Source organism: Desulfoluna sp. HI9BLuna (genome assembly GCF_056829775.1).
In genome coordinates this window covers 5,051,391-5,065,259 of the sequence record NZ_CP186555.1, presented here as the reverse complement: position 1 = coordinate 5,065,259, position 13,869 = coordinate 5,051,391, and the positions used below count along the sequence as shown (strand labels likewise).

Sequence of the window (13,869 nt, the reverse complement as noted above, 5' to 3'; positions counted from 1 at the left end):
TTCAGGAGCCATGGAGCCCACAAGAGGGATCAACCCATTCCCCCGTCATCCCGGAATGTTGCGTCAGCCCGCACATTGACACCCTGGGAAGGCACATGGTACATACCGTCCCGGACGCCCACCCGTCACCCCAAGGAGATCCATGAGACGCACCGCCGCATTTTTCGACTTTGACCGCACCCTCATCGCCGCAGACAGCCAGCGCATGGAGGCCCTCTCCCTGCTTCGCCACCACTGCCCGGGGCCCCTTTACCCCTTTCGCCTGCTCAAGGTGGCTCTGGCCGAGCCCTTGTACAAGCGAAAGCTCATGGACCACGACCGCTTCAATCGCATCTACCTCGCCTCATACAAGGGCATTCCCATGTCCCGCCTCCGGGCCCACGCCAGACAGCTCTATGAAAAGCGCCTGAGCCCCTTGCTCTTTCCCGAGATGATGACCTGCATGGCCGCCCACAGGAAGCAGGGGCACCTTGTCATTGTGGTCTCGGCCACCAGCGGGCACCTTCTGGCGCCCTTTGTGGACGACCATGCCCCCGACGCCTGGCTCGCCACGCCCATTGAAACCGACGGCAACGATCAATGCACCGGCCGCCCGGCTGCAAACGTCTGTGTCGGAGGGGAGAAGGCTCGGGCCATCGGCCAGCTGGCCCGGACCATGGGCATCGACCTGGCCGCATCCCACGCCTACTCCGATCACCACGCGGACCTGGCTTTCCTTGAGGCCGTGGGCCATCCCACGGCAGTGAACCCCACCCCGGACCTCAAGGCGACGGCCCTGGCACGGGGATGGGCCATCACCCATCACACCCTCTCAACCTGACGAACAGACGTCCCCGTGGCCTGGCTCAGCAGCAGACCATTTCGGTCCGGTTGCGCCCGGCGCCTTTGGCCCGGTAGAGGGCGTTGTCCGCGACTTTGTACATGCCGTCAATGTCTGTGGGGGTGTCGGAAACCACCAGGCCAAGGGAGACCGTCAGGACATCGTCGACCCCGCTGTGGGCATGCTCGATGGCCAGTGCGGCAATGGCCTGCCTCATGTTTTCCATAAAGGCCAGGGCCCGCTGCGAATCACGGGCCAGGAAAAGGATCCCGAACTCTTCCCCGCCCAGGCGAAAACAGTAGTCCGTGCCCCGTTTGCACCGCTGGAGGAGAAGTGCCCCCACCCGGTTCAGGGCCTCGTCCCCCATCTGATGGCCGTAATGGTCGTTGTACTGCTTGAAAAAATCGATATCCATGATGGCAAAGGCGAGGTATCGTCCGCTGCGGCGAAGCCGACTGATCTCAAGGGGAAAGGCCTCCGCAAATTTCCGCCGGTTGTACAAGCCGGTCAAAGGATCGGTCACCGCCATCACCTTGACCCTGGACTGCTCCCGCCGCAAGGCCTCCTCCGCTGTCACCCGCACGGCAATCTCCTTTTTCAAGGCCCTGTTCAAGGCCGCCAGCCGCCTATTCCAATACAAGGCAAGGGCCAGGATCAAAGCCGCGCCTCCCAGGCACTTCCAGAGCAACCCGTAGTCAAAGCCGTGCTCGTAGCGCAAGGGGAGCCAGCGTTGGTAGATTGTGTCCCGTTCCGCCTCGGAAATGGACTCAATGGCTTTGGAGAGCAGTCCGGCAAACAGGGGCCAGTCCTTGCGGACCCCCATGCTGATCTCCAGGGTTCTGGGGACGGTGCCGGACACCTTGAGGTGGGTAAACCGCTCCTGCTTGATGGTGTAATTTGCCACGGCCAGGTTCCCCACGTAGGCATGGGCCCTGCCCGTGGCCACGGCAGCCAGGGCCCGGGCCGTGCTGTCCGTTGCCAGGACCTTGATATCCGGGTACTCGGCAGAGAGAATGGTGTGCTCGGAATAATTTTTGACCACGGCCACGGTCCTGCCTGAAAGGGCTGCCATGTCCTCCACGAAATCCACCTGTTCGCTGGTGATCACCACCAGGGGAAATGACAAAAAGGGCGCGGTGAGCCGCATGGAGCCCTTGTGCCGGGGGATCGCACCGATGGCGGCGATCATATCCAGGCGATGCTCTCCCATGGCCTCCAGGGTGTCTGTCCAGCTCATCCCGCGGGTGTAGATGCACCGGATTCCCAGGCGATCTTCCAAAACCCGGACATAATCGGCCACCATGCCTTTGTATCGCCCCTCCGGTCCGATGAACTCAAACGGAGGCCAGTTGTCGTCGATCCCCAGGCGCACCGTGGGATGGTCCGCCAGCCAGCGGCGCTCCTCGGCGGTAAGCTCAAAGCTGTTTTTCTTCGGGTAAAAGGAGTCCAGCAGGTAAGAAAGATCGAACCGGTAAAGCAGGGCCTTGTTCAGGTACTTGGAGAAGCTTGCGAAATCGACATGTTCCCAGTCATCGGATAAAAAGGCCGCCACCTGCTCGACGTTGCCGCTGTCGATGGCATGCATCCTGGTTTTGAAGACCGTGCTTTCCCGGGAAAAATCCCTGCGGTGGAGATAGTCGTGCATCAGGACAAGGGACCAGGCCCCTTCCAGGACATGGCCGCCGACACTCAAGGTAACACCACCGGACCGAATGCTCTCTACGGCTGAAAAGCTCCAGTCTATGCCCCCCGTGACCACCGTCCCATTGTCCAGCCCCAGCTCACGTACGGCATCCAGGGCGCCCAGGGCCATGTCGTCCCCTGCCGCCCACACGGTATTGATATCCGGGTGGCTGCGCAGCCCTTCCATGACCGCGTCCCTTGCCCGGCCCCGGCTCCACCCCTTTCCGGCGCTGACAATGCCGTACAGCGTCACGTCGTCACGGTCAGCCACAACCGCCTTCATGCCGTCGACCCGGTCCGAGGACGATTTCTCCAAGGGGTTGCCTTCCACAGCCAGCATCTGGACATCGCTCCTGCCCGACCGCTTGGCCGCCCGGATCAACCCTTCGGCAAGGAGCGCCCCGGCCCGGGCATCATCCGGGGTCATGCTTCCGATCCAATGGGGATACTGTTTCCTGGGGACCAGCCGGGAATCGGAAAAACCCGTGTTGAAAAGAAATGCCGGTACTCCGTGGGCCTGGGATATGGCCAGGATCTGCTGGCCGAGGTTTTCATAATTCATGAAAAGAATGCCGTCGGTGCCCTTGGCGCACGCGGCCTCTACCTGAGACAGCATGATGTCCCCCCGGTTGTCGGCCGAATACACCTCAAGGTCCAAAGCCAGGTCATGGGCCGCCGCACGGGTCAACCTCACAAGGGACGCCCAGAACACCGTGTCGTCCCGGGGCACAAACAAAGACACCTGAAACGCCCCCGCCGGCAAGGCAAGGCACAGAACAAAGGCCCCCACCAGCATCACACGCTTCACACACCCACATACAGCCATGCACCACATACTCCGGCAATCGTTGCCGCACCAGGGTCCCGGACACCGGCCGGAACGCCCCCCTTGCGCAACGAAAAAAAGAAAACCAAAGGGCCTCTCCCAGGGCCCTGTCCACCCCCAACTTTGTCTAAACGGGAAATCATTTATGTATCACACGCTGAGACATATGAATACACCCGAGTCACTCGCTCCGCGCCGGGCAGAACGGGTCAAACGCATTCGACATTCAGACACAGGGATACACGGGAACACATCATAAGAGGGAGGGGTCAAGGAAACGTTGGGAACGGAGGAATGATGGAGCGTTCGTCACCACTTCATCATGGGGACGGGATCCAGGGGGTGCCTGACGACCCATCTGGCCGCCCTGCGGGCAAGGTTCACATGAAATCCGGCATTGGGGAAATGGCCCCTCACCGCCCGGACATAGGCGTTATCAAGCCCGAAGCGGCACAGGCCCAGGGAGACGTCCACCAGATCGCCTTTGCGAAACAGCTCCACAAGGGGAAAGGCTTTGTTCCTGTACTCCCGAAGCTTGTGGTGCTCGGAGATCATGAGGGAAATCTCATGGGAGTGGGCAGAGAGGTTGCGGCCCTTCAGGCAGGCCAGGGCCGGGGGGATGGATGCGGGGATGTAGTCGAAGCTGACGTCGATCCACAAGCCCATATCATGGAACACCCCTGCGATGCAGAGCTTTTCACGCTCCGCATCGGAGCAGCGGGCAAGGCCGAAGCAGAAGTGAAGCATGCGGTACACATGATTTCGGTATCCCGTGTACTCATCGGCAAGGGACGCCTTCCAAGGTACGAAGAGTTCTTCCACAAGGGGGATCGGATCATGAATCGTCGGCATCCCTTCTCCGTTTTCACGTCGTTTCAGGGTATCATCAGGGCGATAAAATACACCACCAGGGACAGGTTCAGAAAGTTGAAGGCAAGGCCCGGCCTCTTGAGCACAAACAGGGTATGGGCAAAAAGCGGGGTCAGAAAGCCTGCATTGGTAAAGAGCAGGAGCAGCGCCCAATCCGAAAAGGGCGCCATGAAAATGAGGTGGTACAAGGAGAGATTATAAAGCATCACCCACATGAGGGTCACGAAGGCCAGGTCCGGATCCTTGAAGAGCTTCGTGATGGTGGGCTGATCGCTCTTTCTCAGCTCATCGGCGTGCTTGAGGTTCTGGATCATGGAATGGGGGATCTGCCACACCCCCACCACCAGGGCGGCGGAAAGCGCCCCGCGGTCCATGGGGGAGCCCCCGGCCACCATCCACCCGGCAAGAAGGGCGGCCATGCCGCACAGGGAACCGGGGAGCAGGGCCAGGTGACTCTTCTTCTTTAGCGGGGTATACACCGCGTTGTAGAAAAAAAGTCCCACCAGGACCATGGCCCCGGGCCAGAGGCCGTCACCTGCGTCCACCACCAGCATGAGACCGAGGACGGCCATGAGACCCGCCCCCTTGAGCAGGGCAAGGACCCCGGCGGATTCCAGGGCCTCTTTGCGCCACCTTGTGCGAGGGATCTCCTGGTCCTGGAGCCGATCCTGGATATTGTTCACCAGGGCACCGGCCATGGCCGTCATGGTCACCCCCACCCAGGCCATGGCAGCCTGCATGACCCCGCCGTCGGGGTGAAACAGGCAGCCAGCGGCGGCCGCCAGGCCAATGTGGGCCGAGAGAAAGGCTTTGGAGAGGAGAATAAAGGAGAGCACCCTTCCCTTCGGAGCGATCCTGGGTGGGGGATTCGTATCTGCCACGGCCATCTCCATCTCTTGGTTGAAACCGCCGTGTCCCGTGCTTTCCGTTCGGTTGCACGTCCTGCGGTCACTCATCGTCGTCCTCCTCCTCAAGAAATGCTTCGTAGGCCTCCTTGGAAACAATGGTCAGTGTGCCGTCCATGGTGGAGTGGCCTGTTCCGCAGAACTCCGTGCAGTGAAACACGAACTCCCCTTCTTTGTCGGGGAAAAACCAGGCCCGCGTGTCCATGCCCTTGACGGCGTCCATCTTCACCCGGAATGAGGGCAGGTAAAAGCTGTGAAGCACATCCTCGGATGTCAGGGTGATCTTCACCGGGACATTGACGGGAACCACCAGCTCGTTTTCGGTCTCCTTGTCGTTGGGGTAGACAAAGATCCAGGAAAACATCTGGGCGTAGGCCTTGATCTCCAGGGCTCCGTCCGGGACATTCCGAAGCCCCGTATACGCCTGCCAGCCGGACACAAACATGGCAATGGCGATACCCGTTGGAATCACCGTCCAGGCAAGCTCCAGCCACACATTGCCCCGGATATCCGATGCGTAAGGGTTCCGGCTCCTTCGGTACCGGATCACGAACCAGATCATCACCACGGTAATGGCAAAAAGAAACAGGAAGGAAAACCCAATGATAAAATAGAAGGACCGGTCCACCAGAGCCACCGGGTTATTGTCCATGGGCATAATGCACTCCTTGGGAAAAGGGGAAACCGTACCGGCTCAGAACTCACTATTCACTACCTGCTGCTCACTATTCACCACTCAGGGCATCCGAAACGCCACATCCCAGAAGGTAAAACCGATCATGATGGCCAGGAAAAAAATGGTGCTGAGAAACGAAGCCACCACCAGGCGCCCCTCCATGCCGATGTGCATGAAAAAAAGCAGCACCAGGGAGGCTTTGGTGGAGGCAATGGCCAGGGCAACCCAGACGTTCAAAGGGCCCAGGTCCACATACGAGGCCGCCACCGTGACCCCGGTCAAGACAATGAGCGCGGCCAGGACGCCCATCAACCGTCCGTAGGATGCAATGTGCATGGGTCTCTCCTTAAAGGACCAGGTAAAAAAGTGGGAAGATAAAGATCCAGGCAAGATCCACAAGGTGCCAGTAGAGCCCGGCGTTTTCCAGGAACACGTGATTTTCCGGCGTGATACGTTCCCTTGACACCAGCACAAAGGCCACGGTGAGAACGGTCATGCCGATGACGATATGAAGGCCGTGAAGGCCGGTGATCACATAGTAGAGCCCGAAAAAAATATTGCGGCCCGGCTCTCCGTATACCAGGTCATCGGAACCCGGGTAGATGCCCTCATGGATTTTGTGCCCCCATTCGAAGTACTTGTTCACCAGAAACACGAGGCCGCAGAAAATGGTGGCGCCCACAAGGATCAGCCCCAGCTTTTTCTGGTCTCTCTGCACGGCGGTAATGGACGAGGCCACGGCACAACTGCTCACCAGGAGGATCAGGGTGTTGGCAGCGCCAAACAGCCGGCTCAGGTCTTTTCCCCCTTGAATAAAATCCCCGGGATACTTGGCAAGGTAGACGGCGTAGAGCACAAACAGCCCGCCGAAGAGAATGATCTCGGTATAGAGAAAAAGCCACATGCCGAGACGCTTTCCTTTGTGATCCGTGGCCTGCCTCATGAGACCTCCGCGTCACCGGCCTTAGCCTTGACGGCACCGATACCGGTAAAATCATACGGGTAATCCGGGACCTCCGGGTCCTGGATGAAATTATGCAGCGGCGGCGGCGACGGCACTGTCCACTCCAGGGTGGTTCCGCCCCAGGGATCGGCGGCAGCAATGCTGCCCCGTTTGACAGACACCATCAGGTTCGCCAGCATCAGCACGAGGCCCGCCAGCATAAAAGCCGCACCGAAACCCGCCACAAAATTACCGGCCTCGTACTCGGGCAGGTAGTCGTAGTAGCGCCGCGGCATGCCCTGGAGCCCCAGCACAAACATGGGCACATAGTGAAGGAAAAAGCCAAAGGTCACCAAAACCGCCGCCCAGTAGGCCGCCTTAAAGTCATACATCCGCCCGAACATCTTGGGCCACCAGTGATGAAGGGCTGCAAAAAAGGCAAACCCGGTGCCGCCGAACATGGTGAAGTGGAAATGGGCCACCACAAAGTAGGTATCGTGGACATGGATATCGGGACCGGCGGCCCCCAGGACCAGGCCGGTGAGCCCGCCCACGGAAAACAGGTAGATGAAACAGAGCCCGAAAAAGAGCGGCGGGGTCATGAGGATGGACCCTTTGTACAGGGTGGCCACCCAACTGAACACCTTGATGGCCGACGGAATGGCCACGAGAAAAGTCAGCAGGGAAAAAACAAACACCGCCGTATCGCTCATACCGCTGGTGTACATATGGTGGGCCCACACCAGGGAGCCCACCACGGCAATGGCCAGGCTGGAAAAGGCCATGGCCTTGTAGCCGAAAACAGGCTTTCTGGCAAAGACCGCCATCACCTCGGAGATCACCCCCATGCCGGGCAGGATCATGATGTACACGGCCGGATGGGAGTACATCCAGAAGAGATGCTGGTAAAGAATGGGATCCCCCCCTTTGTCCGGATCAAAGAGCCCCACCCCCAGAAAACGCTCCACGATGATCAGAAGCAAGGTGATGGAGACCACCGGCGTGGCCAGGATCTGAACCCAGCTGGTGGCGTAAAGGCTCCATGAGAACAGGGGCAGCTGAAGCCATCCCATCTTTTCGCTGCGCATCCGGTGGATGGTGGTAACAAAATTGATGCCCGTAAGCATGCTGGCCAGCCCCAGCACAAAGGCGGCAAACACAGCGGTGGAGACATTGCTGTTGGTGCCCACGCTGAAGGGGACGTAAAAGGTCCAGCCCGTGTCCGGTGGGCCGCCGATGAACAGCGTGGACAGAGCCAGGACCCCGCCGATGACGTAAAGATACCAGGAGAGCAGGTTGAGCTTGGGGAAAAAGACGTCGTCGGTGCCGAGCTGGATGGGCAGGATGAAGTTGCCGAAGATGGCCGGGATGCCCGGGATGATGAAGAGAAAAATCATGATCACCCCGTGGAGGGTGAACAGGGCGTTGTAGGACTGGGCACCCATGAGGGTCTCACCGCGGAACATCAGCTCCAGGCGCATCAGCCCGCCCAGGAACATGGCCACCACGAACCAGAAAAGGATCACGAAGAGATACATAAGCCCGATGCGCTTGTGATCCGTGGTGATAAGCCAGGAGAGCACGCCCTTGAAGCGGGGCGGTGCTGGTGTCTCGAAAAACGAGGGAACCTGTTCCATCTCTGATCTCCGATCTCCGTTTAAATGGCAATCCACACAACATGAAAAAGGGCGATTCTCCATCCCCCCTCTCACCTATAGCCTCTCACCTATAACCTCTCACCTATGACCTCTCACCTATAACCTCTTACCTATAACCTCTCACCTATAACCTCTTACCTATAACCTCTCACCTATGACCTCTTACCTGTTTTTCCTATCCCCTGCCGTCCTACACCCTCTCCCTTCGCCGCCCCTTGGGCCCCAGCACCAGATAGAGGAACATGAGCCCCACAAGGGTGAGGATCAGGGTACCCATGGACCGGTAGATATTCAGCACGTAGCCCCGGCTCTCCGGATCGTAGTCAAAACAGAAGGTCACCACCTTGCGGATGGAGACCGACGCCATGCCGCGGGCGGCCTCCTGCAATCCCATTTTGATGTCCGCCGTAAGAAAGTCGGGTCCGTAAAGGTATCGGATGATTTTTCCCCGGGGAGCCACGGCAAGTGCCACATTGGGGTGGACATAAGCGTTGGGGCCGTTTCTGGTAAAACGGTAGCCCATGGAATCGCAGATCCGTGCGATGCTTTCGGGGTCTCCCACCAGAAAAGTCCAGGCCTCCTCGGGGTAGCCGTCCCCCAGGATGTTCATGTACTGGATCTTGGCCCGTGCAGCATCGGCAGGGGTCTCTTCCCGTGAAAAGCTCAAGGTCACCACCCGGTACTCCATGGCCGGGAAAAGGTCCAGGTCCCGAATCGCCGTGGCCATGGACGCAAGCAGGAGGCTGCAGGACCGAGGGCAATTGTAATAGGCGGGAATCAGGAGGGTCGGAAGGTCCAGCACCTCTTCAAGGTTGACGGCCTCCCCTTTTTCATTCCAGAGCTTGCCCTCCGTGTAGAGGGTATCGCCTGGTTTTTCATCCACCCCCACATCCACGGCCGTCGACGACTCCACCATGACCATGGGCGCGTCGCCATGGTGCAAAGCCCCATGGTCCATCTCATCCTGGGAGAGACCGCGGGAGGCCCCAGCCGCCACAAGGGCCAGCACACAAAGGGCCATGGCCGCCGCCCGGCTCACTTGACTTTCTCCGAAGCACCCGTGGACAGGGTTACCTTGTGCACCGACCTGAATTTATGGACAGAGCGAAAGCTGTCCCGGCCGCCTCCCATGCCCAGCAGCACCGTGGTCACGCCTTCGGGATCGAGGTCCGTGTCGTTTGCGTCTTCGGTCTTCAAGGGGATGGTAAAAAAGATCTCCGTGACGCCGCCTTTTTCGGAACCGGCAATATCGGTGGTGTTGTTTTCACCGCCGGATTTTGTGTCGGCCTTGTGGTTGCGCTCATTGTTTCCGATATGATCGGTGACCTTGACCTTCCCGGACTTCACATAGCCCATGATGAAGTTCGCGCCTTTCATCATCTTTTCCGGGTTAAAGCCAACCCCCACCCAGCCCGTGGTCCTGCCCGTAAGTTTCACGTGGAGGCTCTCCCCGCTCACCGTCCAGCTGAACGTCATGGGGCCGTCTTTCAGGGTGTGGGTAAACTCATGGGTAGCCCCGAAGGCTGAACTGCCCCACAAAAAACAGGCCGGAAGCATGATCCAGAAAACCAAGTGTTTCATAGCGTCCTCCGTCAACCGTAAATGAGTTCGCCACCGGAGAACCCCAAGCCGATGACATTGGCAATACCCAGGACATACAAAAAGCTCCGCAGGTCCACCCGCGGTGTCTCGGGATCGTCCAGAACCACGATGAGGATCAGAAGCACCGTAAGGATCACGGCCAGTACCATTTTCAAGCCGATGAGGTACTCCCACTCTCCCCCGTACCGGTGCTGCCAGTCCATCCACCCCACAATGATCGTGGGTGGTGTGCCCAGTAGTCCCAGCACCGCACAATGGTAACCGGTCCTAGCCAGCTCCTTCATGGGGGAAAGGATGGCTGTCACGCGAAAAATCAGGGCTCCCATCACAAGCCCCATGGGAATATGGGTTGCCGCCGGGTGCAGGGGATGGTGAAACCCGACGCTCTCCAGTAAACCGTAGATGAACTCGACCATCGTAACCACCTCGCAGATTGGGTTGTGTGACAGCCTGAACAGTGGGAAACAAAACCGCCCGAAGGTGAGGGCCGTCCGCTCACAGCGGCCGGATACCCGGATCGGTTCTTGTTAACAAAGGGATATCCGTCAAGGCATCCCACGCATGGAAAGATAAAAAAGGAAATGACACACGAAGGACTCGGCGAGTCGAAAACAACGCAGCGCAGAGGCTCGGAAAGGAAGGAAAAACAGGGGCGTCATGTCTTACAGCCCGGTGCAGGGCCCCGGGTGAGGCCCACGCAGATGGACATAGTTTATCAGAGTGAGCACAGGTGGGCAACACCCTTCATGCCCAAGGAGGGGCACACCGCCGTGGAGTGCAACGGAGAGGCATCAGTCGCCTGGAATCCGGTCAGCGTTGCACCATCGGCCTATGCCCAAGGGTGTCCGGTGGGAGGCAACGCTGTCCGGGCTCGCTGAAACCTAATAATCTTTTTCCGGGAGATCCGCCGGAAGCACCCCACAGGGGTAACGTCTCAGAACGCCGAGGGAGCCCGTGCGTTCCAGCACCTCGAACTGCCCGGAGGCAACGGCCATTTTATAGATGTGGTGGGGGGCCTGCCCCCCCTCTTCGATGGAGTCGTAGATGTCGTGGACCAGGAGGTAACCGCCGGGCACCACGTGCCTTGCCCAGCAGGCATAGTCGTTGTAAGCGGCCTCGTAGGTGTGCCCGCCGTCGATGAACACAAGACTCAGGGGAGTGGCCCAGAACCGCGCAGCCACCGTGGACTTCGACACCATGGGGACCACGGTATCATTGAGGTCGGCCCGGTCCAGGGCATCTCGGAACACGGCAAAGGTGTCCACCTTCTCCTCTTCGGCGTTCCAGAGGTCGGCATCAAAAAACATCTCCCCTTTCTGCTGCTCCTCCGAGCCCCGGTGGTGGTCCACGGCAAACAGCACGCTGCCTGCCTGGCGACAGGCCTCGCCGATCCAGAGGGTGGATTTGCCGCAGTAGCTGCCGATCTCAAGGCAGGGCCCCATCTTTGCCGCCTCGGTGGCAAGGGTGTAAAGGCGTGTGCCCTCTTCAATACTCAAAAAGCCTTTTACGCTGTCGATCAATGATCTGTCCAAAGCCATACAACACCAACTTTCCTCAAATGTCAGATAAAAAAAGGGGCACCCTTGACGGGATGCCCCGATCACATCAATGAAATAATGTCACCCGGCAGAAAACCCTACTCGTCATAGGATGCCACCAGGATCTCCCGGGACTTGGAGCCGTCTGCAGGGCCGATGACCCCGTCACGCTCCATGGCCTCGATGATGCGGGCGGCCCGGTTGTATCCGATACGCAGGTGACGCTGGACGCTGGAGATGGAAGCCTGCCGGGTTCGGGTCACCAGGGCCACGGCTTCGTCGTATTTTTCATCGTACTCCTCGTCGCCTCCCTCGGCGGCAGCCGCCTCAGGGGGCGTGTCGAGGATGGAGGAGTCGTAGCCCGGTCCCTGCTGCGCCTTCCAGAAACTGATAAGCTCACTGAGCTCGTCGTCGGAGATAAAGGCCCCGTGGATTCGCATTAGCTTGGCCGTGCCCGGCGGCAGGTAGAGCATGTCCCCCATGCCCAGGAGGTTCTCCGCCCCGTTGGCGTCGATGATGGTCCGCGAGTCGGTCTTGGAGGAGACCTGAAAGGAGATACGCGTGGGAAAGTTCGCCTTGATGATACCGGTGAGGACATCCACGCTGGGCCGCTGGGTGGCCAGGATAATGTGAATACCCGATGCACGGGCCATCTGGGCCAGGCGGGTCAAGGCCACCTCCACGTCCCGGGAGGCCACCATCATGAGGTCGGCCAACTCGTCGATGATAATGACGATAAAGGGGAGCTTCTCCGGAGGCTCTGTGGGCTCCGGCGGTACCTGGGCGCCTTCGGCATCCTGGGGGGCCGGTTTTGCGGGCCCTTTTTTCTTGGCTTCCTGGGCGAGTTTCTCGGCTTTTTTGTTGAACTGGTCGATGTTCCGGACCTTGTACTGGGCCAGGAGTTCGTAGCGCCGCTCCATCTCCCGAACGGCCCAGAACAGAGCGTTGGTGGCCTTTTTCATGTCCGTGACCACCGGGGTGATGAGATGGGGGATGCCGTCGTAGACGGAGAGCTCAATGCGCTTGGGGTCCACCATGATCATGCGCACGTCGTCCGGGGTGGACTTGAACAGCAGGCTGGAGATCATGACGTTTAAGCCCACGCTCTTGCCCGCGCCCGTGGCACCGGCGATGAGCAGGTGGGGCATCTTGTTGAGCTCGGCGGAAACAGGGTTGCCCACGATGTCGTGACCGAGGCACATGCACAGCGGGGACTTGGACTTGATGAAGCTGCTGGAGGTGACGATTTCCTTGAACCACACCTTGCTCCGGACATCGTTGGGCACCTCGATGCCGATGGCGTCCTTGCCGGGGATGGGGGCCACGATGCGGATGCTGATGGCCCTTAGGGCCAGGGCCAGGTCGTCGGCCAGGTTGACGATCTTGTTGATCTTCACCCCGGGGGCGGGCTTGTATTCAAAGGTGGTGATCACAGGGCCGGGTGAGACCTCGGACACCTTGCCCATCACCCCGAAGTCCTCCAGCTTCTTCTCAAGCTGAACCGACAGCATGCGCAGGCTCTCGTTGTCGATGACCGCCCCCTCTTCTTCGACGGGGTCATTGAGAAACGAGATGGTGGGGAGCCGGTACCCCTTGGTCTCGCCGGGGCTCATGAAGCTGAACTCGGCCTGCTGGGCCACGGTGGCGGTATGGGCCTTTTTGGGCTTGACGCTCTTGATCTTCACCTCGCAGGCATCGGCCGGTGTGCTCTTGGCCACCTTGCGGTTGGCCTTCCTCTCCTTGACCTTGGCGGTCTTCACACTCTTTTCCAGATCTTTTTTTACCTTACGGCGCGCCCTGTGCTCCTGTGCTTTTTTCCAGCGGCCCCTCATAAAGTGGTAGAGGGCAATAAAGGAGAACCCGGTGGAGAGGATCAGGCCGATGAAAATGGCCACGCTGATGATGATGAGCCCGCCGGTGAGGTTGGTGTATTTCAGGAGCGCCCCTTTGAGCATGCTCCCAATCAGGCCCCCTGCGGGGAACCGGTTGTCGAAGAGGATATAGTAGTCAAGGCCCGAGACCATGGCCAGGAGGGTACCGGTGGCAAAAACCAGGATCACGCCGCCCCCGGTGATAAAATAGAGGCTCTTTCCCTCACGGTTGCTCAGGAAATGAACGCTGGCGATGAGCAGCAGCACGGGGATCCAGAAGGCCCCCATACCGGCGAGCCCGATAAGAAACCCGGCGATGTGAGCCCCCAGGAGCCCGAAGAGATTCTTGACATGGGCGGACGACGCCCCGGCATGGTTGATGGACGGGTCGGTCCAGTTGTAGGAGACCAGGCTGATCAGGGTCAACACCACAAGAAAAAACAGGAGGGTACCGGTGATCTCTTTTCGCATCCGAAT

Annotated in this window: 13 protein-coding genes; 1 reads left to right on the top strand and 12 read right to left on the bottom strand. The window is 59.4% G+C overall.

Features of this window, described 5'->3' with window-relative positions:
* Positions 1-142: 142 nt before the first annotated feature.
* Positions 143-820, top strand: a complete 678-nt coding sequence (locus ACOYW0_RS20660; protein ID WP_482415658.1) for an HAD family hydrolase — start codon at positions 143-145, stop codon at positions 818-820.
* A 25-nt stretch (positions 821-845) separates the two neighbouring features.
* Here the strand turns inward: ACOYW0_RS20660 and ACOYW0_RS20655 are convergent, their stop codons facing one another.
* From ACOYW0_RS20655 to ACOYW0_RS20600, 12 genes are all read right to left on the bottom strand, one after another.
* Positions 846-3,329 carry a diguanylate cyclase gene (locus ACOYW0_RS20655; protein ID WP_482415657.1) on the bottom strand — a complete coding sequence of 828 codons (2,484 nt, stop codon included), beginning with the start codon at positions 3,327-3,329 and terminating at the stop codon, positions 846-848.
* Positions 3,330-3,638: 309 nt separating this feature from the next.
* On the bottom strand, positions 3,639-4,181 hold the full coding sequence (locus tag ACOYW0_RS20650; RefSeq protein ID WP_482415656.1) for a hypothetical protein: 543 nt from the start codon (positions 4,179-4,181) through the stop codon (positions 3,639-3,641).
* A 23-nt stretch (positions 4,182-4,204) separates the two neighbouring features.
* Positions 4,205-5,155 carry a UbiA family prenyltransferase gene (locus ACOYW0_RS20645; protein WP_482415655.1) on the bottom strand — a complete coding sequence of 317 codons (951 nt, stop codon included), beginning with the start codon at positions 5,153-5,155 and terminating at the stop codon, positions 4,205-4,207.
* Positions 5,148-5,762, bottom strand: coding sequence for a cytochrome c oxidase subunit II (coxB, locus tag ACOYW0_RS20640; protein ID WP_482415654.1), 615 nt, complete (start codon positions 5,760-5,762; stop codon positions 5,148-5,150). Before coxB ends, ACOYW0_RS20645 begins: the two co-directional genes overlap by 8 nt.
* 78 nt (positions 5,763-5,840) lie before the next feature.
* Positions 5,841-6,116 (bottom strand): cytochrome C oxidase subunit IV family protein, encoded by a 276-nt coding sequence (locus ACOYW0_RS20635; protein WP_482415653.1) that lies wholly within the window; start codon positions 6,114-6,116, stop codon positions 5,841-5,843.
* 10 nt (positions 6,117-6,126) lie between these two features.
* Complete coding sequence (locus ACOYW0_RS20630) at positions 6,127-6,723, bottom strand: cytochrome c oxidase subunit 3 family protein (RefSeq protein ID WP_482415652.1); 597 nt, start codon at positions 6,721-6,723, stop codon at positions 6,127-6,129.
* Entirely contained in the window at positions 6,720-8,360 is a 1,641-nt protein-coding gene (locus ACOYW0_RS20625; RefSeq protein WP_482415651.1) for a cytochrome c oxidase subunit I, read from the bottom strand. Before ACOYW0_RS20625 ends, ACOYW0_RS20630 begins: the two co-directional genes overlap by 4 nt.
* A gap of 211 nt (positions 8,361-8,571) precedes the next feature.
* Positions 8,572-9,402 (bottom strand): SCO family protein, encoded by an 831-nt coding sequence (locus ACOYW0_RS20620; protein WP_482415650.1) that lies wholly within the window; start codon positions 9,400-9,402, stop codon positions 8,572-8,574.
* 14 nt (positions 9,403-9,416) lie between these two features.
* On the bottom strand, positions 9,417-9,962 hold the full coding sequence (locus tag ACOYW0_RS20615) for a DOMON domain-containing protein (RefSeq protein ID WP_482415649.1): 546 nt from the start codon (positions 9,960-9,962) through the stop codon (positions 9,417-9,419).
* Positions 9,963-9,973: 11 nt separating this feature from the next.
* Complete coding sequence (locus ACOYW0_RS20610; protein WP_482415648.1) at positions 9,974-10,399, bottom strand: DUF2231 domain-containing protein; 426 nt, start codon at positions 10,397-10,399, stop codon at positions 9,974-9,976.
* 465 nt (positions 10,400-10,864) lie between these two features.
* Positions 10,865-11,521 (bottom strand): class I SAM-dependent methyltransferase, encoded by a 657-nt coding sequence (locus tag ACOYW0_RS20605; protein WP_482415647.1) that lies wholly within the window; start codon positions 11,519-11,521, stop codon positions 10,865-10,867.
* A 98-nt stretch (positions 11,522-11,619) separates the two neighbouring features.
* On the bottom strand, positions 11,620-13,863 hold the full coding sequence (locus ACOYW0_RS20600) for a DNA translocase FtsK (RefSeq protein ID WP_482415646.1): 2,244 nt from the start codon (positions 13,861-13,863) through the stop codon (positions 11,620-11,622).
* Positions 13,864-13,869: the final 6 nt, after the last annotated feature.